Source organism: Paenibacillus sp. FSL M7-0896 (assembly GCF_037975415.1).
GTDB classification, from domain to species: domain Bacteria; phylum Bacillota; class Bacilli; order Paenibacillales; family Paenibacillaceae; genus Paenibacillus_AQ; species Paenibacillus_AQ silagei.
This window is the reverse complement of sequence record NZ_CP150250.1, coordinates 2,390,960-2,416,079: the sequence shown is the minus strand read 5'-3', so window position 1 is coordinate 2,416,079 and position 25,120 is coordinate 2,390,960. Positions and strand designations below refer to the sequence as shown.

General features: G+C 45.1%; 14 protein-coding genes. All 14 read right to left on the bottom strand.

From position 1 onward, the window contains the following. Positions 1–684 (bottom strand): 4'-phosphopantetheinyl transferase superfamily protein, encoded by a 684-nt coding sequence (locus MKY12_RS10120; protein ID WP_339313630.1) that lies wholly within the window; start codon positions 682–684, stop codon positions 1–3. A 40-nt stretch (positions 685–724) separates the two neighbouring features. Further along, positions 725–1,825 carry an ABC transporter permease gene (locus tag MKY12_RS10115; protein ID WP_162174685.1) on the bottom strand — a complete coding sequence of 367 codons (1,101 nt, stop codon included), beginning with the start codon at positions 1,823–1,825 and terminating at the stop codon, positions 725–727. A gap of 44 nt (positions 1,826–1,869) precedes the next feature. Continuing rightward, a complete protein-coding gene (locus MKY12_RS10110) occupies positions 1,870–3,003 on the bottom strand; it encodes an ABC transporter permease (protein ID WP_339313628.1) in 1,134 nt (377 codons plus the stop codon). Positions 3,004–3,032: 29 nt separating this feature from the next. Further along, a complete protein-coding gene (locus tag MKY12_RS10105) occupies positions 3,033–3,956 on the bottom strand; it encodes an ABC transporter ATP-binding protein (protein ID WP_339313626.1) in 924 nt (307 codons plus the stop codon). Further along, positions 3,934–4,782, bottom strand: coding sequence for an alpha/beta fold hydrolase (locus tag MKY12_RS10100; RefSeq protein ID WP_339313624.1), 849 nt, complete (start codon positions 4,780–4,782; stop codon positions 3,934–3,936). The genes MKY12_RS10105 and MKY12_RS10100 overlap by 23 nt, the downstream gene beginning before the upstream one ends. 20 nt (positions 4,783–4,802) lie before the next feature. Then, on the bottom strand, positions 4,803–5,288 hold the full coding sequence (locus tag MKY12_RS10095) for a hypothetical protein (protein ID WP_339313622.1): 486 nt from the start codon (positions 5,286–5,288) through the stop codon (positions 4,803–4,805). A 4-nt stretch (positions 5,289–5,292) separates the two neighbouring features. Then, positions 5,293–6,063 carry a hypothetical protein gene (locus MKY12_RS10090; RefSeq protein WP_339313620.1) on the bottom strand — a complete coding sequence of 257 codons (771 nt, stop codon included), beginning with the start codon at positions 6,061–6,063 and terminating at the stop codon, positions 5,293–5,295. A 56-nt stretch (positions 6,064–6,119) separates the two neighbouring features. Beyond that, positions 6,120–8,942, bottom strand: a complete 2,823-nt coding sequence (locus MKY12_RS10085) for a thioester reductase domain-containing protein (protein ID WP_339313618.1) — start codon at positions 8,940–8,942, stop codon at positions 6,120–6,122. Between the two features lie 559 nt (positions 8,943–9,501). Next, positions 9,502–10,608 (bottom strand): 2-oxo acid dehydrogenase subunit E2, encoded by a 1,107-nt coding sequence (locus tag MKY12_RS10080; RefSeq protein ID WP_339313616.1) that lies wholly within the window; start codon positions 10,606–10,608, stop codon positions 9,502–9,504. An 11-nt stretch (positions 10,609–10,619) separates the two neighbouring features. Beyond that, entirely contained in the window at positions 10,620–11,723 is a 1,104-nt protein-coding gene (locus MKY12_RS10075; RefSeq protein WP_200869535.1) for a transketolase C-terminal domain-containing protein, read from the bottom strand. Beyond that, complete coding sequence (locus MKY12_RS10070) at positions 11,623–12,501, bottom strand: thiamine pyrophosphate-dependent dehydrogenase E1 component subunit alpha (RefSeq protein ID WP_339314845.1); 879 nt, start codon at positions 12,499–12,501, stop codon at positions 11,623–11,625. The genes MKY12_RS10075 and MKY12_RS10070 overlap by 101 nt, the downstream gene beginning before the upstream one ends. A 58-nt stretch (positions 12,502–12,559) precedes the next feature. Continuing rightward, positions 12,560–12,802: an acyl carrier protein gene (locus tag MKY12_RS10065; protein ID WP_036725003.1), complete on the bottom strand. Its 243-nt coding sequence runs from the start codon at positions 12,800–12,802 to the stop codon at positions 12,560–12,562. 22 nt (positions 12,803–12,824) lie between these two features. Beyond that, positions 12,825–14,855, bottom strand: coding sequence for a condensation domain-containing protein (locus MKY12_RS10060; protein WP_339313613.1), 2,031 nt, complete (start codon positions 14,853–14,855; stop codon positions 12,825–12,827). Between the two features lie 15 nt (positions 14,856–14,870). Continuing rightward, the gene (locus MKY12_RS10055; RefSeq protein WP_339313611.1) at positions 14,871–25,115 is read right to left on the bottom strand and encodes an amino acid adenylation domain-containing protein; all 10,245 of its coding nucleotides are present in this window, start codon (positions 25,113–25,115) and stop codon (positions 14,871–14,873) included. Positions 25,116–25,120 lie beyond the last annotated feature (5 nt).

Genomic DNA, 25,120 nt, shown 5'->3' with positions numbered 1-25,120 from the left:
TCACTCATTAATATAGGCTACAAGGTCATGAAGTGATATTTTTTCCATATGGATAAGATCAGGTGTGCTTACACAAACGGCAAGCCTGTAATTATCCTGTAGCAAGTAACGGTGAAAATAAACTGTATGGTCTTCTTGGGAGCAGAGCTGTACGGTTTCTCCATTAATCATGAAATAAAATGAGTTCAGCGGCTTACTCAGCCCGACTCCCAAAAACTTAATATAACTTTCTTTTAACGTCCAGAAATCATACAGCGAATGAGCTTGCTCTCTTATTTCCCGAGAAATGATATCCTCATATTCTTTGACATGGAAGAAGCGTTTAGCAATATCCAGGTCAATGTCCCGAATTTCTTCAATATCTATTCCAATATCCTCAGTATCCAAGCCGCAGACTACATACTTTCCAGAATGAGATATATTGTAAAATATCTCATTCTGATCCTTTACATAAGGTTTTCCGTATGAATTTTTGTCAAATTCAATGTCTTTCATCGTTACTCCAGTTTTCTTTGTAATCATGAATCTGGCCAGCACTTCCCCGTACAAGGTTCTTTTCCGATCAGCCTCAAATCTGAATTTGTGTATGGCTTCCCTTTTGTCTGAGGCACATGTGCCCAGTAACGTCTGATAATCTTCAGCACTTATGGGGTCTTCGATATTCATATAATAGAGTTCTGCCATAGTTATATTCCTATCCTTGTCTAGTTGAATTAGTTGCCACTTAGGAAAGACTTCTGAATTTCTTTTCCCGCTTGCTGGTTATGATTACCGACACGGCTAGAATCACCGCTGCCATTCCGCCAAGTAAAAACGCGTTTCCAGCTATATCTCCCAAGGTTAATCCTTGCTGTAAATCCAGTATACTTCCCATTGCCCATCTTGCCGGTGAAATATAGGAAATGGCATTGATTAATTTAGGAAACAGCTCCACCTGAATAAAGCAACCGCCCAGGATAACAATCAGCAGGTTCGCAAAATTGGAAATCATTGAAGCCGCATCCGCCTCTTCCGTAATGGAAACATAGAACGTCCCCAAGGAGACCGCCACCAACGCCGTCAGGAAGAGAATCAGAAACAGCACACCGGGCTCCACGCCAATGGAGGTATTCGTGAAATATTCCATACTCAGGACTGCGGCCAGGATTTGAAAGGCGACGATGACCAGATTGCAGAGTACATTAGACAGATAATACATCCATACTTTGGCCGGAGAGAGGAAGATCCTGGCGTAAATATTGCGCTCCCTATCCGTATTGATTACATTCGCTATAGCTGATGAATTGAAGAAAATGAACAGAATCAAAAATCCGACAAAGATATTGGAATTGTTGTATTCCGTATACAAATCGTTAAGAGAGGTTTTCTCCACAAACTCAGAGCTGGCGATATAATTGCCTACCGCATTCTCGAATACAGCAGCATCCCCCCCAGAAATCTTGCCCAAGTTACGTAAATTCAACAAATGATTCTTGAGGATGGCCTGTAGCAGGGTATAGACGTTCTGCTCTTCATTTCCTTTCACTACTAGCTTCTCGATCGAATTATTTAACAATCCATTCTGGAATCCGCTGCGGATGACCAAAGCCGCATTGATTTTATTACTTTGAAAATTAGCCTCCACTTCATTCTCATCCATATAGAAGACCTTAATGCCCTCAAGACCGCCGACAATTTGGGTTACGGCTTCCGAGGCCCGGCTATGATCCCCATCCGCAATGCCTACGTTAACAAAGGTTGTGGAATAGCTGACCAGCTTACTGGCAATAATCAGGACGATGATCGGAGTAATGGTCATTAACAGAAAAGAAATCGGTTTATGCATTATCGAAATTCTTAAGTTATTTTTTATTAATGCATAAAATGTTCTCATGCTCTTAATTCCTCCTTCTTTTCTTTAGCAACCACAATAAAGAGACAGATGAATATTAAAAGGAGAAATATGGCAGAGCTTACCCAGATAAGTTGACTATCCTGCGCGTAGACACTTTTGAAAATGCCGACATTCACCCATCTTAACGGGGAGACCAGCAGGATCTTGCCGAAAACACCGCCCATATCGTAAGGGAAGGGTGTATACGATCCCCCGAGAAAGGAGAAAATCGGCAGGATAATCACAGACAGAATCACATCCACTTTGCCGCGGGCTTTTAATAACTGGGCCAATAACATGCCTAGCGCCACATTGAATATGGCAAATAAAACGATATACAAGTACATGAGCACAGAATAATTGCCCCAGTTTACTCCCAAGTATGTGATAGAGAAGATAAAGGCTGGAATGAACACCGCTAAGGCAAAAATGGAATACGCAGCCAACGAAGCGAAATAATACTTTACCCTGCTAAGTCCTGTAAGTAAAATTCTCTCTTTGATTTTGGTTCTTTTATCCGTAAACAGATCCCCAATGGGAATCAGCATCATATACATCACCATAAGCGTTAATTCCACCACTCCATAATAATCATAGGAGCTCATGGCACTTTTGGAGGGAATCAGCTCTACAGGCACTTCATACGTGGCATTATCCGCGCCAATCAATTCAATCGCTTTTTCCCCGTCTATTTTATAGGCTTCCTTAACCGTCTGAATGCTGCTGGCCACGCTGCGGAATAAGGCTACCACTCTCGCTGTATTTAACGGCTCCGATTCATTTCCGTAGACCAGGATCTTCTCCTTATCCAGGTGCACGAATACTTTTTTGTTCACCCGTGCCTCTTTTTTGCCTTCTTTCTCTGAGTCGGTGTAGCCCATTTTGATCCCGTAATCTTTTTCGATGGATACAGAAGCTGTGGTTAAGGCATCAATAACCTCGGCTGCCATTCCTTCCGATTGATTGAGCAACGCAACGTCAACCTTGGTCAGGTTTGATTTATCGGAGAAAGCACTCGTTAGAATCGAACCGATCAGAATCATTAAAAAGATAGGGAATATCATCAAGAATAATAACCACTTTGGATTTCTGATTTGATTTTTAATGATTTTCTTTATGATCTGAAACATATGATCTTCCTTTCCTCTAGACTCTATGGTCAGTCGCGTAATTTGCGCCCTGTCAATGTCAGGAATACGGTTTCCAACGTAACATCTGTGGTGCCGATACTTCTGATTTTCACATTTTTGTTGTTTACGTATGCAATAATTGCATTCAAATTATCATTTTCTTTTAACGACTCCACCTGGATCAGGTTGTCATTGATTTCCACATTAACCACGCCATCAATATGGGAGATTGCTTCCTTATCCAGTTCAAGAGCATCATCAACGGTTAACTGCAGAGATTTCTTATCACTGATCAGATCTGTTAATTCTTTCTTTGTACCCGAAGCAATGACCTGGCCTTTGTCAATAATGGCTATGCGATTACAGATCGCTTCAACTTCCTCCATATAATGTGTTGTGTAGACAATCGTCACGCCTTTCTCATTTAGCCGCTGGACAGACTTCAGGATGTGGTTTCTGGACTGCGGATCAATCCCGACCGTTGGCTCATCCATAATAAGAATCTGCGGTTGATGGACCAAAGCAGTGGCAATATTCAATCGTCTTAACATCCCGCCGGAGAATGTCTTCGCTTTTTTACGTTTAACATCGGACAGACCGGTGAATTCCAAGGCTTCATCAATTCCATTCTCCAATTCTTTCCCCTTCAGTCCATACAGCTCACCGAAGAACTTCACGTTCTCATACGCAGTGAAATTGTCATACAGGGCAATGTTTTGCGGGACAAAGCCAAGCTTTCTTTTCTCATCCTCCACCTTATTTCCGAATAGCCTGATGTTCCCCGATGTCGCATGCAGCAGGCCGCATACCAGATTAATCGTGGTACTCTTGCCGGCTCCATTCGGGCCTAACAGACCAAACACCTCACCTTTTTCAATGGACAGATTGAGTCCGTTTACTGCGGTATAGTCACCAAATTTTTTGACCAGGTTATCGATTTGAATTACATTCATCTTTCATCCTCCACTCTTTATGAGTTTGATCCGTAACCTTATTGCCTATATCCATTAATTTATTGCGCAGATGGAACAGAAGCATATTGGGATTATCCATGAAATAAAAATGGTTCCCCTGAAAGAGGGTGAGTGCATATTTTTGGGTGGTGTATTTCTTCCATCCCTCTAGTTCTTTCTTAGTAGCAATGCTATCGCGGTTCCCGCCATAGATATCAAATGACACCGGGACGGCTTGCGCATTCTCAGGATTATACGTTTCACACATTTTCATATCTTTTCTAAAGGTAGGCAGGATTAATTCCAGAAACTCTCTGTTTTCACTGAAAGCGTCCGGGATTCCGCCAAGACCGATGATTGTATCCATAAATTCAGCATTGCTCTTCAGATATAATTTGTCATTTCCGTCTTCGGTCAGACTCTCCGTGAACTTGTTCATATAGTTGGGTGCTTTCATGCTTGATATAATTACATATTCCGGTAAGTTAAGCCCCTGCTTATATATTTTTTGCGTCAGCTCATAGGAGACCAGCCCTCCCATGCTATGCCCGAACAACACGTAGGGCACATCCGTGTACTCTTTCATTTCCTGGAGCAATAGATCTGTAAGTATATCCACATTATCAATGGCCGGTTCCGTTATTCTGGCCCCTCTGCCCGGCAGCCTGACCAAGCAGGTCTCCACATCTCGCGGCATCTGCTCTTCCCAGTGCAGGAAGGTTGACACATCCCCGCCCGCAGGAGGGAACAAAAACAAGCGTAATCTGATTTCGGACTTTTCGGCGTTTCTTTTGAAAAAAAACCATGGTTTAACCTCTTGTTTCATGTTACCCTCCACTATTCTCATTAAGCTGCAAAATTCAGATAGGTGTTAAGGGTATGGAATACCCCAAAGGTAATGGCGATCCCCACTCCCAAATGATCCCCCAGCCATTTCTCTGCTAAAGCGAAATACACGGACGGGAAGATGGTCATCCCCATGAATACGAAAAAAGTCCCGCTGATCAAGGTATAGTCCATCCCGCCCGCAAAATAACGAATCCATAAAGCGTAATAGAGCAGTAAAAATACGGCCATTCCAAACACATACCTGCTTTGCAATGACGGGGAACTTTTATTTACGCGGAAAATTAATACAAGCATAAGTAACACTTGGCTAACACGTTCAATATAACTAATCATTTCAACCCTGTTGTTAAAGGCCGCCCCGGTTCCGGCAGTTCCGTTTATCGCAAATGCGTAAAATAGCAGATTAGGAAGCAATACCAACAAAAGAATAATAAGGCCTTTGAGAGAAAAACCGAGCCTGTTTTTAGTTAGGATGGGTTGCATGTGTTTATGCCGCACTCTTTTTTTGCTCCAGCAAGGCAGTCATGCTTTTTTCGAACTGCGCTTGATTCTTTCGCATATCAAAGAACATCCAGATGTGATACACAGCCCCCATAATACCGCCGAGGAGAGCCGTAATCTGCATAACAGTCATCTGACCGCCATCGAAATAAATGATTGTGTCCGTCATGGCAAAAACCATGGTGATGATCAAATCCAGTCCTACGATAATGCCCAAGATGTTGAGCTTGGAGGAGAACACCTGATTTCTTTTGGCCAACAGCGAAGTTACCAGATACCATAATCCAAAGCCGCCAAACATCCAGATAAAGTCAGGGTCGAGCGGGAAGGCTGCTACTTCCAAGGCTACCCGGTACATTTCATTGCCTGTGGAATACAAAGTCATAACCTTCATAATAAAAATTTCTCTCATCCACTCCAAGGACAGCAAGCCGGCGCCGCCATAACCAACAATGGTTACCCATTTGTAAAAGCCTTCCCATTCATAGCTTTTGGATCTCAATGTTGAAACTGCTGCCGATATCCAGTAGATGGACAAGAAGCCGATCGCTACGAAGATATATCTCCATAAATGCGGAATAAACGGATGGGCGGCAATTTGCTCATAGAATTCTGTTCCTCTGTATTTCTCCGCCGGATCAATAGGCATCAGAATACCTATTCCCACATAGAGCAAGCCTATGAGGAGAGAGACCCACATCCCGCTAGTGTACAGGCTCATTTTTTTTGCTGTCATTACATCCAATCTTTCCTTCATCATTGTTCCTCCTATAAAATCATATAATGTTAACTTTTCAGATCATTCACTTGCCCTCAGGGTGTTAACTGAAAATACTTTGTCTTCACAAAGTAATCCAAATAACGGTTGAACACCTCCTCTCCTACCTCTGGGCAAGTGATGGTGGTTTCACTCAAGCCTTTGGTAACATTGGTAGTGTCATACATAATTTCCACATCCCATTCACCCATATCTTCCGGAATGAACGGCAGCATAGCCTTGGTGGTATTCAGATTAGGATTCTCGGCAACTCTGTCCACCAATTCATCCTTCCACTGCTCATAGGGCATTTTTTCAACTTTGAACCCATACGAATTCATCCAGGTATACACTTGGTTTAGTGTGTTCATTTTACTGGCGACAATATGGAAGTTTTTGTTGCTTGATCCCGCTTGGAGGGACAATGCTACAATAGATTTGCTGACATAATCCACTGGAATAAATTCTATATTCACATTCTCCTCGAACAATACTCCTGCCTCTACACAGCTTTTGATCATAAGCCACATGATATCTCTGGTTTGACATGCCCCTGTGGTACTGGAGCCGGATATTCTGCCGACGCGGTAGATACTTAACGGAATGCCTCTCTCTTTGGCCAGAGCCATTATTCTCTCGCCAACCCACTTGCTTTGCTGATATCCCAGTACAAGCACCTCATGATCGGACGGAATGGTATCCTCGTATGCGATATAGCCGTTTTCGTGTGAGAGCGTAGAGAATACATAGTGAGTTGACACGTAATGTACCTGCTTTAACTTATGAGTGGATGCCAGACGTAAAATCTCCTGAACTCCCTGTACGTTAACATCTTTAATCTTGTTATACGGTTCCAGGAAATTAGTGATAGCGCCCGCATGATAGATGGAATCGATTCGGACTGCCAATTCGTTGAAATCCTGCAGCTGTTGTCCGAGCAAAGGTCTGGCAAGATCGCCCGTGCAGACTTCTATTCTGCTTCTGTAAGCTTCGTCCCATAAATTGTACATTTCCATATTAGCCACAACTCTCTCGTAGCCGCTCTGCACACTGTCCGCACGGACCAGCAGCACCATATGATAATCTGTCATAGCGATAAGCTCCTGCAGCAGAAATGCCCCCAGGAATCCCGTCACACCGGTCAAAAGGACGTTATGGATCCGGGTATGATCCCACGCTTGAAGTTCCTTTGCTCCGGTAATTTCCTCGTCCAGCCACACCTCATTTTTCAAGAATTCCCGGGTCTTATAGCGAAAATTACTTACCGCGGATTCATTGATATCCTGTTTATTTTGCTCGCTTTTGACCGCTTCAATATACATCGCCATTTGCTCAATGGACGAACTGTCGAAGAAAATCCGCACCGGCAGCATCATATCAAAGGCATTCTTGAACTTTACAATGAGCTGGGCCGCCATGATGGAGGTTCCGCCAAGTTCGAAAAAGTTATCCAAAACTCCTACTTTGTCAACGTTAAGAATATCTGCCCACAGGGCGGCAATTTTTTGCTCCGTTTCCGTTCTCGGCTGCAGATATTCAGCCTTAACGCCTGTTCTTGTTTTCATTTTCGAATCCGCAATCGCCCTCATTATTTCTTCAATAGACTTTGTATGACTAACCAGATCGTTAATTTGATCTTTTTCGGCTTCATCCAGCTTATTCCATCTGTTGAAAATGAACTGGTAGGGGTCGAAGCTGCGGTCTGCCTTGTGCGGTTTGTCTGGCATATCCGGTTCTTGGTCTGCTTTGTCAGGATGAAGTGCTTCATTCGCATAATCCTCGAGCTTTTTACAAGAAATTGTCAGGGCTTCACCTGTGTGAACACACTTCAAGTCGGTGCGGGTAATCCTGGCCAGAAATTGAGCCGCACTCTCATTCCTGCCGCTGGATTGATAGTGGAACACTATAGAGTCACACTGATGTTCTCTAATTCTATTGGCTAATTCCTTCATTAAATGATATTCAACATTTTTACCGAGCACCCGGCAATTTAAGAGCAGAGCGTCAACCTTGAAGCTCTTCTTATCAACTGTCCCAATGATGGTACCGGCCATGCCGTAATCTCCAAATCTGTCTTGTACCTTTACGGAATAAATCAATTGATTATCCCCGTTAAGCGCTCCGATGATTTCCTCCTGTGTCCATAGTAATCCTGTCAGGTTGAAATCTTTGGTATTATGGAGGATATGCTCGATCTGTTCGGCCTGCAGCTCATTGATTTCCCGTAGAGTGACTTCCAGCTGGATGGATTGAAGGAATTCCTCCAGACTGTATTCCTCAGTGTTGTCTGCCAAGACATCTTCGCCATTGCTGTAACGGGAAGCTTCAGCGGATATATAATCCAGAATCCCCGAGGCCTCTACGCTCTGCATCCAAAGTGTAGAATCCTCCGGCAGCAGCAGCTGGCGTATTCCGTTTAGGTACAGCTCTTTCGTATCCAGTACAATGAATTGATCCAGTAAAACGCCATGTTCTCTATGTATTTGCAGGATTGCTTCTGTTATCGTTTCACACTCACAGCTCATATACTTACATTCTTGCTTGGTGAGGATGAGATCTTCCCTGTCCAATATGGCATTCAATTGTCCTGGAGCGGATCTTGAACACAGCATGATTTCATTTCCCCAGCTTACAAGTTCCTGCAGATAGCGCTGAAATAAAAGGTAGGAATCATCCGTAACCACTCTTTGCTCATCCAATTCATGAAGAACTGCGTCTCCTGCTTGTTCCTCTTGCTCACACAATAGGACATCCGCATCAAAGACAAGGATATTGCGCTTATTGCTCAGATCCAGCTTGATGAGCCGGCTAATCTGTCTTGCAGCCTCTTTGTAGATGCTATTCACATAAGGAGCTTTGGCAAAAGCATACATGCCCATGTGATAGCTCTGATCTGCGCCGTATCTGCGGACCAGCTCTTCCCCGTCTGCCAGGTATATGCCTTCAACGAATCTAAGCTTATCCATCATAAACTTTCGCAGCATCATGGACGTTTCCATTGCACCGTACACAATTTGCAGGTCACCGACTCCCAGCGGTCTGTTCTCATAGACAGGAGGGAGCATAAAAATCAGCTTGCAGCGGAGTGCCGCCTTGGCCTGCAGAACGGCTTCGATCAACATCGACAGATCAGCCTTGCATGAATTAAAGCTCTCTTTCCGATAGAAATCTTTCCGGCCAATAATATCTTCCAACCGGGTCCAGATGACTAAATAATCCGGTTTCTTCTGAAATAATAAGCTGTCCGGGTCCATGCACTGGGATATGATCTGATTATAAGGTCCGGTTTCAATTTTGGACTGAAGCCCGAGTTCCTTGATATCTACTTCAAGATAGTCTTCCAGTAAATCAGCAGTGAAGCTGGACAATACATAAATATTGTGCGGCATGTCACTCACTCCATCCTCCTCCTTCACTCTCCACTTCCGGGCTCACACCTTACACATTGATCTCAAAATGTTCAAGCTTGCTCTTCAGCCGCGCCAAAAATTCGACCGCATAGAATCCGTTCACTACACGATGATCGTACGCCAGGCCAAGATTGATATAGCTTCTTTCTGCCACTGTCCCTTCTTTCAGGACCAATTCCTTCATTACAGCACCCACGGAGATCATCCCGGTCTGCCCCGGCAGAATGATGGGAATGACGCTGACAACATCGGCGCTTGTGTTCAGACTAATCGTTATCGTTCCGCCCATCAGATCCGTTTCGGCAAAACTGCTTCTTAAGGCTTTATATTTATATTCCATCATTATTTCTGCAGTATGCTCAATACTTCCAGCGTGTTCAGCTTTAATTACCGGAATGTAGAGACCTGTCCCCACATCGATGGTCACACCGACGTTGACTTCAGCAGCAGGAATAAATGTATCTTCATCCTTCAGCTTTCCGTACATTAACGGGAATTCATCCTTGATCGATACCAGCAGCACCGGTAATACTTCTCCAAACCCCACAATGACCTCAAGCTGCTCACCGATTTCCCGCATTCCGGTTAGAGCTTCATCACAATATACTTTCATTAATAAAAATGCGTTTGGAATAGTCGTATGCGATTCGGCTACTGTTTTAGAGACCTGTTTTTGATTCTTACTCAAGAGAATCCCGGCCTCATCCCCATCGATTCTTTGCTTCAGCAGCTCTTCCAAGTCACTTAATTTAATCAATTTCTTATTTAAGGCTGACAGCTCCTGCTGCGAAAATTGGTGCAATGCGGCAAACGCTTCTGCCTGATTGGAAAGTTTGTAACTGGCCGTGCTTTCTGCTGTGGCACTGCCCACGGATAATTCCTTGTATGTATTCATCTCTTGGAGGGACTCAAAAACAAAGGCAATAACCTCGCCGGTTCTCACATCGGTTTGTTCTTTAGCCGCAGGATAAAAATAGCCGTCTGCTTCACATTCGATATCAATAGCTGCCTTGGAGGTCTCCAGGGTGGTAATTAGATCACCGGAATGAATGAATTCGCCCTCCGCGCAATAATAGTTCTGGATCAAGCAGCTGTTATCATTCGCATTTAATTGTGGAACAACAATTGGTCTCATACCCGCCTCCGTTATCCTTCTTTAGCGATTTTCATCAGCTTCAGTACACTTTCATAAATGTCCTGTTCCCCTACCAGTACCTGGCTTTCGTAATACTTGGATGCAGGAATAATGCTGTCAGAAGAACTTAAGAGCTCAATGGCTCCATCCTTCTGCTTATTGAGATATGGATATAATTTGACCGCTATCCCTTCGCCCCAGGTATGCCCGCTGGTCCCCTCTTCCACAATGAGAATCTTGCCGGCTGCAACCGCATCTTCAATAATGGCCTCGATTCCGCAGGGATACAGCTTGGAAGGTACCGCTACCTTAACTTCAATTTCATCCGCCATAATCAGCTTTTCAGCCACTTTCATGCACATGGAAGCCAAGCCTCCGGGGCAAAGGATCAGAACATCCGGTACACTGTTTTCTTCTATACTGGCAACTGCCCAGTTCTCATGGTCACCTTTAAAGGAATAGTTGAAGAGTTCATCGATTACGCCATTTTCATACCTGTACTGGGAATATATTATTTTTTCTTCAAAAAAAATACAAGGATTTTTCTCACTAAACATCCGGTTAAACACATAATAATTATCATGAAAAGGAGACAGCTCATACACGCTTAGATTCGGAATGCCCATGAAGTATTTTTGCATGCTTTGGCTGTGTGTGGGTCCGTACCCCCTGTAACCGCCATTGGCACATCTGACAATCATGCTGAGATCCAGCTTGTCCCCGTACATGGTTACGGACTTGGACGCAAAATTGAGCAGAGGGTCAAATGACAATGTAGTGAAATCCGAAAACATCATATCCACGATCGGTTTGTGGCCCATGATTGCCATTCCGCTTGCCATGTTGACAAATCCCTCTTCACTTATCGGCGTGCCAATCACTCTGTCCGGAAAATCATCAGATAATCCCTTGTTGATTTTGAAGGCACCCCCATAAGGCTCACGTACATCTTCCCCGATTACAACGACTGCCTCGTCCTCACACATCAGTTGATGAATGGCATGTCTCAAATTCTCATTTATTTTTTCTTTTTTCATAGTCCACCCATTTGGCTCCCTCTCTGTGTATGACAAGTTCCTGCAGCGTTTGCATTTGATTCCGGACAGCTTCTTCAAGCTTTTCTACCCTTGCCTCATCGCTGGCTTTCATTTGGTTGTACCAGTAATTCTCCCGGACTCTTTCAAGCTCATCAGCACTTCTAGTATCATCACCTTTACTGTGGGACGCGACCCGATCTGTTATAAATTCAATGACCAGGGGTTTGGATTCTTTGCGGACACGGTGTATAGCGTCACCAGTCTGTTCTCTTATTTCATTAACAGCTTTGCTCCGGATGCACAGATAATCAAGATCGAACCCCCGTACCCGGCCTTCTATGCTTCCCGACATGCTGTAGCTTTGCTGGGTTGATATTGCTATTCCATTGTTCTCTACAACGATGACCATCGGGAGATTCCATATGCCGGCAAAGTTCAAGCTTTCGTACACGCAGCCCCTGCCAAAGGTTCCGTCTCCAATATAGACAAATACCAGATTATCTTGTTGCTTGTATTTATAACTCCAGGCGATGCCTGTGCCTACCGCTATGCCTTCGGCCTGAACCCCTGTAGATATAAAACGGTCTCTGCGAATGTGCTGGCTTCCTCCGATTCCATTGCATACGGCGCCTTGTTTGCCCATGACCTCTGCCAGCAAGCCCTGGGCATCCCCATATCTGGCAATATAATGCCCATGCCCCCGGTGATTGCTGATCACAAAGTCTTCTTCTTCAATGAACGGATTCAACGCTACCGGGATATATTCTTGTCCCATGCAGGTATGAGTGGTCCCTGTGACATGTCCGCTTGAAAAAAGCCCGAGGACCGATAGCTCATATTGACGGATCAACAGCATTCTTTCCAGATCATGATCACTAGTGCTTCCCGCCAGAACCGCCTGCCCGGCAATGGCATTATTCAAAGATTTCATTGCTTACTCCTTTGCTCTTCAAGACCGTTATAAAGGCGGCAAGATTTTTCAGGCTTTTTACTTCCTTGAAGGAGAACTTCACCTTATAGGTATCTTCAATAGTTGTGATTAACTTGATATGCTTCAGGCTTGTCCATTCTGGAGCATTTTGCGGTGACAAGTCTTCGTGAATCGTTTCTTTGTCCGGTATGGCCAGAATATCCGCAACAATCTCTTTTAATGTCATAACTTCAGCATCCTCTCATCATTCAGCCCGTTGACTGCAGTGCTGTATTGTAAATACTCATGACCAGTTCTGTGCCCATCGCCGTGTAATACTCTCTTAAATAAGGAACATGCCCTTCTTCATCACCAAGACCGTCGTTATACTCACTAAGCTTATATTTCACAGCGATTTCGTCTCCATGAAGTACAGAAATATTCCCGTTTTTCGCACATTCCGCAGCTATTTTTTGCTCCGACTGTTGAATGAGCCGCTTTGTTTCATTCATCTGATTGACTTTATCCGATGCCGGACACAGATATAGGATGACCTTGGACTGATGCTTGTTCACAAAGCTACAGGCATATTGGATGAACCGGTTCGCATTGTCCGTCAGCACGGCTTCAAGCCTAGCATCCTTAGCATCCATGCCTTGAATCCAGTCTTCCAAACGGAGTAACAGGATTCCGATGCCTTGACTGCCTCTGCATAAAAGTCCCGTATCATCAATCAATTGCTGGAACACCTGGCTATATGGTGCGAATTGCAGCTTATAGTCGATCCGGAGCTTATCCAGCCAGAATTCCATCGGCTCTCCTACCGGCCCGGATTCGAAGGAGGAGACGACCGTCATCACTACTTTCTTACGCGATAGAGAGGAGACGAATTCACCGATGGTCCGGTCAGGATTCTCAGTAATCAACTGGATTAATAGCTTGAAATCCTCAATCATCTGCAGAATGGTATCCTGGGCGAACAGATCCGTATTGTACTCGAACCCTGCAGATATTCCATTCTTCAGAATGGTTGCGTACAACGACAAATCGAATTGTGCCGTCTCTACCGACACTGGGAGTACTTCAACCTCAATTCCCGGAATACTAACACTCAGCATCGACTCCTCGGTCTGAACATATAGCACCTGGAACACTGGTGAATGCTGCATCTGACGTTCAATATCTAGGCCCGTTACCACTTGTTCAAACGGAATCTCCGCATGATTAAAGGCTTCCATGCAATGGTCTCTAACCTGGGTGAATAACTCTGCAAAGGTCATGCTGCTGGCTATTTCACTTTGGATCACTACCGTATTAATGAATAGGCCGATTAATTTCTCCAATTCAAGCTGGTTTCTGTTGGCAACCGGTGTTCCAATACAGAGCTTATTATCCAGACTGTAGCCATGCATCAGAAGGGTTAGCGCGGACATCATCATATGGTACATCGAGCCATTCATTTGCACACATCTGTCGCTCATTGCCTTCACTGCTTCTTTTTCAATGAAAAAGTATTCCGTCCTTCCCCGATAAGTCTGAGTGCTGCCTCTCTTATAATCGTAGGGTAAATGAATGTCCTTTGGTGCATCTTTAAGCTTGCCAATCCAATACTCCAGCTGATCATCCAGCTGGCCGCCTTCAATTCTTTTACGCTGCCATTCCGAATAATCGACATATTGTACCTGCAGCAATGAACGGGTAACTTGTCCGTGAAGCCTGTCCCGATAGGCACTGGCAATTTCATTCATGATTACACCAAAGGACCAGCCATCACAGATAATATGATGAAGGGAAAGGGTCAATACGATTTCTTCTTCAGACAATATCAACACATAGAACCGCCATAAAGGGCCTACGGTCAAATCAAAGGGCCGTCTTGCGATTTCGCTGTTCATCTCCTTGATCTTGGCAGCTCTCAAAGAAGGGTCGGGTTCTTCCAAATGAATAATATCCAGCCGGAATCTTTCATACGGTTTGATAATCTGTGACGGGATATAATCTATGGTGTTGAACACTGTCCTAAGACTTTCATGCTTCTCAACGACTGCATTGAGCACATCTTCCAGAATATCAAGTCTTATATCGCCTTTGAGCAGATAGGACTGCGGGACATTAAATACGCCACCGTTCATGAACTGCTCCATAAACCATTGTCTTTGCTGTGCAAAGGACTGGCTGAACGCATTTGAGGTTCTGGCGACCCGCTCAATATCACTTTTCTTGCTGTCTCTGGACTTTGTAATTAGTCCTGCGAGCTGTTCCCTTGATAAGGATTTGATTTTATCCTTCTTAGTCTCCATATAAGTACTCCTTACTTATCTTTTCAAAAGCTCCTTAAGGCGCTTCCTCTTTACCTTCATGGCTTCCTTCTCTGTCTCCATCACTTCACTTGCAGAAGCGACTTCGGCATAGCTGCTCGTTGTCTCCTCCAGATATTCACATAGGCTGCGGATGGTTGGGTATTTGAACATATCCACCACTGTAATATTCGTATCAAAGCTCTCCTTGATCTTGTAATAGACCTGAACCACAAGCAGCGAATGGCCGCCAATATCAAAAAAATTATCATTGACGCCAATGTTCCGGGCATTCAGGACGGCTTCCCATATTCGCTTGACCTTAGCTTCGTTGTCATTCGCTGCTTCTACAAATTCATTCATTACGCTTCTTCTTAACCTTCCAGGCTCCGGAAGCATCTTCTTATTCAGCTTGCCATTTGGCAATAACGGCATCTCAGGCAAGACAATAAAGAACGATGGAATCATATAATCCTGCAACTGACTTCTGATATGTTCTCTGATGACAGGAATGTACTTGTGGTTATCTTTCCACTCCAAAGGATTGGTGAAGTATACACTTTGGTCCTCATTGTAGCGGATGAAATTCGGCACTTCATAATCATAGGCACAGGTGTCCGCTCCATATCTATTCTTATGGAACAAGATCAGTTGATAATCTCCGCTCTCGCCATGACCATTCCACAAAGCGCGAAGCCGGTAATTTCCGCCATCCTGCACGAGCAAATCATATAAGCTTGGAGCATACAGTTGAAGGTCCTTAACGTCTTCTCTCAGCTCACGGACAGTTGCAGCTTGTATCGCATCGTCATTCAGCAGCGACTCAACCTTGTTCTCATGAACCAGCTTATCGAACTGGACATCATGGATTACAATAACGTCATCCTGCCGCCCGGTGAGTATATCCTGGAGCCCCTGCTCTGATTGTATATTCCGCCAGCTGAGCTGAACGATATTCTCCAGTTGCTCCGCTTCTTTCGTCCGGATCACTACCTGATAGCGGAATTTACTCATCTCATTCTCGAACTTTGTTACTTTAGGCAGAATGGAGACATGTTGAACCTGCTCCAGGGAATCCTTAAGACTCAAGAAATATTTGGAGTCTACCAGCAGCTCATTCTCCGCTGTAATGGAATTCTTAATCCGGTCGTTTAATTCTTGCACGGTAGTGTCCGCAGGAGCCTTATACCATTCCACTGAAGTATGATAGCTCTTCAGCAGCGGCAGAGAACGTACATCACCGATAAAAAGGGTTCCCTCTTTATTCAGCATGCCTAAAAGAGTAGTAATCACCTCATTCAGGTACGCTCCGCTCGGGAAGTACTGAATGACAGAGTTGATAATAATGGTGTCGAACGTCTCATTCTGCAGCTCGCCAAGCTCATCAGCCGATTTCTGATATAGTCTGACATTCATGGAGCTGTCCAAATTCCGTTCGATATAATCGAGGCCTATCCTCGATAGATCAATACCCACGTACTCTTCGCATAACGGGGCGATTTTGAACAGAATCATCCCTGTACCGCAACCGACCTCCAGTACTCTCCGCGGCTTAAAGCTCTTAATCAGATCTACGGAATCGGTAAGCCACTCTTCCATTTCCGGGATCCCAAGCTTCTCCCCGGTGTAGCTGCTGTTCCAGCTGATTGTATTTAAGCTGAAATCTTGAATCGTTTCCTCTTTGTTGTAGGCATTATCGAATATCGACTCCCACTGGGTGACCTGTTCCTTGCTCTCCTCCATGACATCCTGTTCTCTATAATTCACATCACGGACAATATAGGACACGATTCTTACATCATTTCCATCCTCTAGGTTTATAACTACGTTATCCTTAACGGAAGGATGGGACTGAATCACCTTTTCGATTTCCCCTAATTCAATGCGCAGTCCTCTTACTTTGACCTGATTGTCAGCGCGTCCTATGAAGTTGATGTTGCCGTCCGGCAGCAATTTGACAATGTCACCGGTCCGGTACATCCGTGCACCCACATATTTACTGAACGGATTCGGAATGAATTTCTCGGCTGTCAGGTCGTCCCGTTTGTAGTATCCTCTGGCCAGATTCACACCGGCAATGAATAGCTCTCCGCTCACATTGTAAGGAACGGGATTCATGTACTCGTCCAGTACATACAGCTGTACATTGGAAATGGGCTTGCCGATCGGCACTATCTCTTTATCCAGTTGCTCGCTGCAATCGAAGTAAGATACTTCAACGGAGGCTTCGGTAGGGCCATACAAGTTGTATAGACCTGCATCGAAGGTCTGGAAGAACTGTTCCTTTAACCGGTACGGCAATGCCTCCCCGCTGCAGAACACTTTTCTCAGGCTGCTTCCTGCCTGCTTGGCTCCGGGATGCTCCAGGAACAGCTTCAGGATGGAAGGTACGAAATGAGCGATGGTAATCTGTTCATCCCTGATCAGCTGAGCGAGATACTCCACGTCTTTATGCCCTTCCGGCTTCGCTATAACCAGACAGGCGCCTACCGTCAGCGCCCAAAAAATCTCGCTGCAGGATACATCGAAGCTGAAGGGCGTCTTCTGCACCTGCCGATCTCCCGGCTGCATCCCAAATTCTTTTTGGCCCCATACAATACGGTTTCGGATGCCGCTGTGAATATTAATCGTTCCCTTAGGCTTTCCTGTCGAACCTGAGGTATAAATCATGTATGCCGCGTGGGTACCTTCAACCTGTACTCCCGGATTATCTGTACTCATCGGCAGGAACAGTTCCTTATCCCGCAAATCCACCTTCCGGATTCCCGCAAGCGCATCGGTCTCGTCCATGCAGTACAGCACCAGCTTAACCTCAGAATCCTGTAGCATATAATCTACCCGGTCCCGGGGGTATGTTGGATCAATAGGGATATAGGCCGCGCCTGCTTTTAGAATCCCATAGACAGCTACCATCATTTCAATGGACCGGTCTGCGTACACACCAACGAAATCCTCGGTCCCTATTCCCTGCGCAATCAGATAATGGGCGACTTGGTTCACCCGCATATTAAATTCCCGATACGTAAGCGTGTCTCCCTGGAATCTCAGCGCCGGTGCATCCGGTCTTAAGGCAGTCTGTTCTTCAAATAATTCATGGATAAATAATTCATTCTCAAATGTATAATCCGTCTTATTGTGCTCATAGAGGATTTCATTGATTTCTTCTTTATCCATGAAATTGAACTGCCTGATTTTTTGATAGGGATCTGCGCATAGGCTGTTGATGATGTTCTCCAGATGCCGCATCATCTTCCGTATGGTGCCTGTTTTATAAATATCCGTATTGTATTCACATAAGGTGTGAACTCCGTCTTCCAGCTCTCTCATGGAAATCCAGAAATCGAACATTGCTGATTTATTGTCTGTTTCCACTCTGGTAATCGCAAGATTCGGCAGCTTGAAATCTGGCAGTGCCTCATTTTGAAGGGAGAACATCACTTGGAACAACGGGTTTCTGCTTAAATCGCGTTCCAGCTCCAATTCGTCCACCAGCATCTCGAACGGCATATCCTGCGCATCATAGGACTCCAGTGCACTTGTCTTTACCCGTTCAATCAATTCCAAGAAGGAAATATCTCCTGACAGATCATTGCGGAGCACCAGGGTGTTCACAAAGAAGCCGATCGTATTCTCTGTTTCCATCCGCGTACGGTTGGCAATCGGAGTTCCGATGGCGATATCCTCCTGTCCGGTATATCTTGCGAACAGGACATCGACCGCCGCCAGATAAATCATAAAGGGTGTAGCGCCCGTAGTTTCTGCCAGTTCATTCACCCGGTCCATCATGCTCTTGTTATATACGAAGAAGTCCTTTTTCCCATTAAATGTTTGTACTTTGGGTCTGTCGTAATCCGACGGTATATCCAGGGTAGCAACATCCTTGAGCTTGTTCTTCCAATATACGAACTGGTCTTCTTTAACCTTTCCGGTGAACCAGTCTCTCTGCCACTGGGTATAATCCGCATATTGCCATTCAATTTTGGGTAATTCGGCCGGCTTTTGATTCACTAAGGCATCATATAGCTCGACGAATTCATGTACAAAGACTCCCATTGACCAGCCGTCGGAAATAATATGATGCATGGTGAGGAAAATAACATGCTCATCTGCGGCAAATTTAAGCAGCTTACATCTGATTAATGGTCCGTTTTTGAAATCAAATTCCTGATGTACTTCTTCATCTGCCAGTTCGGTAATTACCTGCTCTCTTGCCTCTTCTTCCACATGCGTTAGATTCTGCAGAGGGATACAGACGGCATCCACATCATGCAGAACCTGCATAATTTGCCCTTCAATGTTGTCGAAGGTCGTTCTGAGTCCTTCATGGCGCTTGACGATTTCTGTAACAGCCTGCTGCAGGCAGGAGACATTTAACTCGCCTTTAAGCCTGATGGTCTCCAGAATATTGTAAAACGCGCTTTCTTCATCATATTGTTTTAAGAACCAAAGTCTTTGCTGGGCATAAGAAGCCGGTATGCCCTGTTTCTTCTCTTCATCAGATAATTTTGAAAGGGGACCTTCCCCCTTGGAATCCGTAACCGGGCGAACTCTCTCTTCCACAAGCTTAGCCAGCGCCCCAACGGTCGGATGATAGAATAAGTCATTGATGGCAAATTCGATCCCGTATTCTTTTTTAATTCTGGAGACGACCTGGGTTGCCTTTAAGGAATGTCCTCCAAGCTCAAAGAAGTTATCATTCATCCCTATCTTCCCGGCGGCTAATACTTCGGACCAAATGTTGCTTATGATTCTCTCAGCATCTGTAGACGCTTCTACATATGGCTCTGCTTGTTCCTCTTCGATCACTTCGCCATCCCTATTGACCGTGAGCATCTTCAGCGTGCTTACCGCGCCATAATCATCTAGGACCTTGGCGTTCTCAAGCTGGAGAAGAGCCTCTGTATCTTCCTGCCTGTAGACAGCAATATATTCTTTGGCATACACTTTCTCATCGATTCTGTGGCTGATATGCACATTATTCTCGTCAATTCCTACATAGACCATGTCGTCACCAAGGTTCAGCAGGGCTTCAAAGAATAACAGGCCATCCTGCTCACTGATTACATGCTGCCCGATGGATTCACTGAGACTGTTAATGGATTGCAGGCTGCCCGCAGTCATTCCGATCTTATCCCACATCGTCCAAGAGATACATTTCACTGCGTACCCTAATTGGCCGGCTGCATACTTACAGAACATTTCCAGAAAGCTGTTTCCTGCCGCATAGGCACTGAAGGTCGCACTTCCGAGCAGCGAGGTCACCGAAGAGAAAGTGATCAGCATCGCATCTTTTCTGCTTTTCAAGAGTTCAAACAGATTTAGCACGCCATAGACCTTGGCATTGAATTCTTCGGCAAAAGTCTGCTGTCCGATTTCCGTAATCAGGTATGAATCCCGGTTGTCAAAATGCCGTTGATAGCTTGAATTCCCGGCAAGATGTATAATTCCATCAATCTGAATTCCCTTCGATTGCTCATAATCCTCAACCGCCTGAACGATGGAATCCAGCACACACACATCCGCCTGCCGGTAACTGATGGAAGTTCCTAGTGCAACTAATTGGTTGTAATGTTGAACTCTGCTATCATTATCCTCAAGAGTCCCCAGATCGCTTCTTCCCAGGATCAGAAGATTCGCTTGATAGTTTTTAATGAGTTGACTGCAGATTTTTGTGCCGATGCCCCCAAGGCCCCCGGTTACCACATAATTTCCGCCTTGTTTGATCCTTGTCTTGGGTTCTGCTTTCCGTAAAGGCACATTCCGGAGCTTCCAGGTTAATCTCCCGCCGTCACGGTAACTGATTTCCTTCACGGCAGTCTCTCCGTGCATAATCTCAGCGCGTAATAAGCGGGCGTCCTGCTTGATATCCCTTCCTTCCAAATCGATCAGCAGCGATCGTAAACCCGTATTCTCCGTATCCAGAGTAGCCATGAAGCCGATTAATGCGGCATTATCATAACGGGTTTCCAGGCCGCCTGCATCCTGGAACACATTGCTGCTACCCACATACAGGCTTGTAGAAGCGCATAGGTCATTGTTCGCCAATACCTGCAGTAAGTGGATTAGACTAAAGACACCGAGTTGGTTACTGCTTGAGATATCTGTATCTCCGCTAGCGTTGATTTGATAAGTGGGAAGATAGATCATATGATCAGCCTTCCACCCGATTTGCTTAAAATAGTCAAACAGCTCTTTGCAGCCCTCATAACGGGTATAATCACAGCCATAATGATTCCGGTCATATACCTGGAAGCAGTCCTCTTGCTTGACCGATATGACCCTGGTCTCATCCAGGCCCATACCTTCTATGAATTCACCCGCCAATCCGTGGCGGTCCTCAAACACCAGGATATTGACGCAGGGTACGGTGCCCTCTTCAAGCTTAAAGCTCAGCGGCTTCCATACTTTCTTGAATATCCATGGCTTTACGGTGTTCTTATTTCTGACGATTTCGAGTTTTTTCAGGACAGCATCGTATTTGCCGGCAAGCAGGGAATCTCTTAACAGAATCCGCTGAATTTTACCAATTCCTGTCTTTGGAATCTCTTTTTTAGCCAGAGGGATAATGTATTCAATAACAAGCCCGATTTTTGAAGTGATGACCTTTTGCATCTCTTTGATGATTCCTTTGAGCCTCACGGCATCCATGGATACCGGATGGAAGAATATCGCTAATTCTTCCTCTTGTGAATTGCTTGCTTTGACTGATACCGCAGCCGTATAAGATACTTCAACCCCGTCAATCTCCTCAAGGATGGCCTCAATTTCCGAATTATTATAGTTGACACCATTGATGATAATGATGTCTTTGGCCCTGCCTGTAATAGTAAGTCCCCGGTCGGTTATAATCCCCAGATCCCCCGTATCGAACCAGCCGTCTGACGTAAATGCTTCGGCGTTTGCTTTGGGGTTATTGTAATATCCCTGTGTAATACACACCCCGGCCATCTGAAAGCGTCCCTCTGTATAGAGAGGCACTAATTCATTCTGAGCATCGACAATGCGGATGCTGTTCCCTGGAAGAGGTCTGCCTACACTTACACTGCTATCCTCCTGCTTCACTACATCTTGACCGAAATCCGTGGAATATATGGAACCCGAACAAGTCTCGGACATCCCGAAGCACGGCATCATTGCCGACTTATCCAGATGATACGGCTTAAGAATCTCATTAAACTTCATTGCGGTCCGGGCCACCACCACTTCTCCGCCGTTGGTTATAAATCGCAGGGCAGACAGGTCAATATTCAGTTCTTTGATTCCACCCTCAAGGCTGTTAATCAAATTAAAGGCGAAGTTGGGTGCCCAGGTATTCGTAGCTCTAAAATCACTCATCAGCGTAAGCCAACGGAGCGGAGCTTCCAGAATATAATTAACAGGTGCCAGAATCTCCTGGCAATGCAGATAGATGTCTCTTACATTACACATTACAATTCCGCCCACATGGTCCATAGGCATCCAGTTAAAGGTCACTTCTTCTGGACCAAACCCGTTATTTTGGCAGGCGGCAATCGTGCGTCTCAGAATATTTCTGTGGGTCTGCATAACTCCTTTCGGCATTCCTGTGCTTCCCGAGGTAAGCAGCAGCAGCGCTACATCATCCGGCTTCACCTCGTAGGTGATTTCTAGTTCCCGGCTGTTCATCAATTGTTCAGCGGAATAGACGGTGAACTCTTCTTCGCCGCCAAGAACTCCGGGAACACTGCGAATACTTTCAGCCAGAGCTTCATCCGTCACAATCACAGGCTGTTCAAGCATTTTCCAAGCATTCAACAGTTTGCGGATCACTGCATTATCTTCTTTATAAGAAGCAGCTACCGTAGCCGGAATCCCGATAAAGCCGCCTAACATACAAGCCCAGAAGGTATTTACATAATTCCGGTTGTTATCCATCTGATAGATGACCTTGTCCCCAGGCTGCAATCCTCTTTCGATAAGACCGCAGCAGATAGCCTTGGCTTCACTGTAGACCTGCTTATAGTTAGCAAACTCAATGCTGCCATCATAATTAACGAACCGGATGCCATAATCCTCAGGAGCTTGATCGGCAGCCCGTTTGATGTAATAACCCAGATCAAAGACGGTATTCTCAGGAATGATCACTTCTTCTCCAACAATGAGTGATAGCTGTGTGTCAGCGCCGCTCTCTTCCTTGCGGGCTTCAACCACTTCAACGTTATCCGTTTTGCCGGAGCTCTTCTTCTTAATAAAAGAAAAATGCTCGGCCAAATCAGAGATATGCACGTTATCCCGGCTGATTCTTACGGCCTTGCGCACGAACTTCACAGGAGATTCACTCATAGCGCTCTGCTCATCCGGGATCACTAAGTTACTCCAGCGCTGAATGAGGTTGTCATTAATAATTTCCAGTTCGAGCAGATCATTGATTTTGACAACGCCATCTCTGTAATAAGGAATGTTTGACACAGGAACGAACTCTGTTGCTGCCAGACAATCCTTTTTATTGAAGTCAAGCAAGATGCACAATCTGTCGGCGATTGCACTTCTTATGGCTCCGGTTCGCTCTTCATCGAATGCCGCTTGTTCCACCACAACATCCGTTACCGGTTCCACATAATAGACAACAAGCTTGGCTTCACCCTTCCTGTTATAACGGTGAAGCATCTTCACGTCTTCTACTAATGATTCTGCTCTTAGGGCACGCTCCAGCACAGGCAAATCACGTTTGATTCCGCCAATTACCATGCTGGTGCTTAAGGTCTCATTAATCATTAACGTTCCATCTGCATAATAACGGCCCATATACCCGGAAGCGGTCTGATCCGGCGTCCATACACTGCCTTCGAATCCGTCCGGAAGCGGGTGCCCATATGTATCAACAATCAGAACGCGCGGTATAGCGGAAGCTGATATCTGAGGGATAGGCTGGTTATGCAAGTTCACAACGGCGGATACTGCCTTCCCTGCTTTGAAATCTGTATTCTGCTCAGATGGAAGCAGTTGAATCGTGCGGATAGCTTCATTTATTTTAAGGACCATTTCATCCAAAATCGTTATGAAGCTCCTTTGAAATTCTTCAATAATCCTGTCGCTGAAATAAGCGGAATTATAAATCGTCTCCACAAGGATTCCGTGATCCGGCTTAACCACCCAGGCCAGCGGATAATTGATTTCTTCTCTTAATTGCAGCTCTGTTATCGAGAACTCTGTGATATCCTTATAAGCCTGAGCGTTGGCATAATTCTCATATACAAAAATACTCTGGAATAACTGAGGCAGATTATGGGCGCTGCTGATCTCAGCCAACGACATATATTCATGGGGACTGCGGCTGATTTGATCCTGTGTGAGGTTCTCCAGACACTCCAGCAAGGTAAGGTTACCATCCAACTGAACACGAACCGGAATGGTATTGATAAAGATGCCTACGGTTTGATCGATACCTTTTAATTCCGCAGGTCTTCCCGACACAGTTGTCCCATAGACAACATCTTCTTTTCCACTGTATCTACTCAGCAGAATGGCAAAGGCAAGATTATACAGTTGATAGGAGCTGAACCCATTACTTTTAGTGATCTGCTCGATAGAATGATGTATATCCTCTGGAAGCCGTAAGGAGAGTTTACGGGTCTCACCCTTCTGCTCTTCCACTGCAGGTTCAGTATAGAGAGGCAAAGCTTCCTCAAAGCCCTTCAGCTTGTCTTTCCAGTACTGTCTGGAGACCTCGGCATCCTGTTTATGCAACCAATGGATATAGTCCTTAAATGATGCGGATTTGTGCTTCGCCGGTGCTTCCCCTGTCATGAACGCTTTATAATTCCCGAACATTTCCTCCAGTACCAGAGGCAGTGACCAGCCATCCATGATGATGTGGTGAAAGCTCCAGACAAAATAATAGCTGTCTTCAGTAATTTGAATTAGAGCAAACCTCATCAGCGGGGCCTTGTCCAGTTCAAAACCCATCATTCGATCATTTTCAAGAAACATGCTATAATCATGCTCGATTTCTTCAAGCGGCAGATTGCTCCAGTCATACTGAATGTAGCTGCATTCGCATTGCTTCAGAACTACCTGAACAGGTTTTTTCACACCTTCCCAGACAAAGGCAGTTCTTAGAGCGGAATGATCGTTAATGACCTTCTGCCAGGAATCCCAAAAATATTCGAAATTAATCTGCCCGTGTAATTTGCACGAGAATTGCTCCAAATACATGCTGCTGCTTTCACTTTTCAAGCTGTGGAACAGCATGCCTTCCTGCATGGTGGATAATCCATAGATATCTGCAACGTTCCTCTTGTTCATGTATT

Excerpts from the sequence above, each read along its gene's own strand:
- MKY12_RS10120 (WP_339313630.1), bottom strand. The coding sequence starts at position 684 with ATGGCAGAACTCTATTATATGAATATCGAAGACCCCATAAGTGCTGAA.
- MKY12_RS10115 (WP_162174685.1), bottom strand. The coding sequence starts at position 1,825 with ATGCATAAACCGATTTCTTTTCTGTTAATGACCATTACTCCGATCATC.
- MKY12_RS10110 (WP_339313628.1), bottom strand. The coding sequence starts at position 3,003 with ATGTTTCAGATCATAAAGAAAATCATTAAAAATCAAATCAGAAATCCA.
- MKY12_RS10105 (WP_339313626.1), bottom strand. The coding sequence starts at position 3,956 with ATGAATGTAATTCAAATCGATAACCTGGTCAAAAAATTTGGTGACTAT.
- MKY12_RS10100 (WP_339313624.1), bottom strand. The coding sequence starts at position 4,782 with ATGAAACAAGAGGTTAAACCATGGTTTTTTTTCAAAAGAAACGCCGAA.
- MKY12_RS10095 (WP_339313622.1), bottom strand. The coding sequence starts at position 5,288 with ATGCAACCCATCCTAACTAAAAACAGGCTCGGTTTTTCTCTCAAAGGC.
- MKY12_RS10090 (WP_339313620.1), bottom strand. The coding sequence starts at position 6,063 with ATGAAGGAAAGATTGGATGTAATGACAGCAAAAAAAATGAGCCTGTAC.
- MKY12_RS10085 (WP_339313618.1), bottom strand. The coding sequence starts at position 8,942 with ATGGGCATGTATGCTTTTGCCAAAGCTCCTTATGTGAATAGCATCTAC.
- MKY12_RS10080 (WP_339313616.1), bottom strand. The coding sequence starts at position 10,608 with ATGAGACCAATTGTTGTTCCACAATTAAATGCGAATGATAACAGCTGC.
- MKY12_RS10070 (WP_339314845.1), bottom strand. The coding sequence starts at position 12,501 with ATGCTGTTGATCCGTCAATATGAGCTATCGGTCCTCGGGCTTTTTTCA.
- MKY12_RS10065 (WP_036725003.1), bottom strand. The coding sequence starts at position 12,802 with ATGACATTAAAAGAGATTGTTGCGGATATTCTGGCCATACCGGACAAA.
- MKY12_RS10060 (WP_339313613.1), bottom strand. The coding sequence starts at position 14,855 with ATGGAGACTAAGAAGGATAAAATCAAATCCTTATCAAGGGAACAGCTC.
- MKY12_RS10055 (WP_339313611.1), bottom strand. The coding sequence starts at position 25,115 with ATGAACAAGAGGAACGTTGCAGATATCTATGGATTATCCACCATGCAG.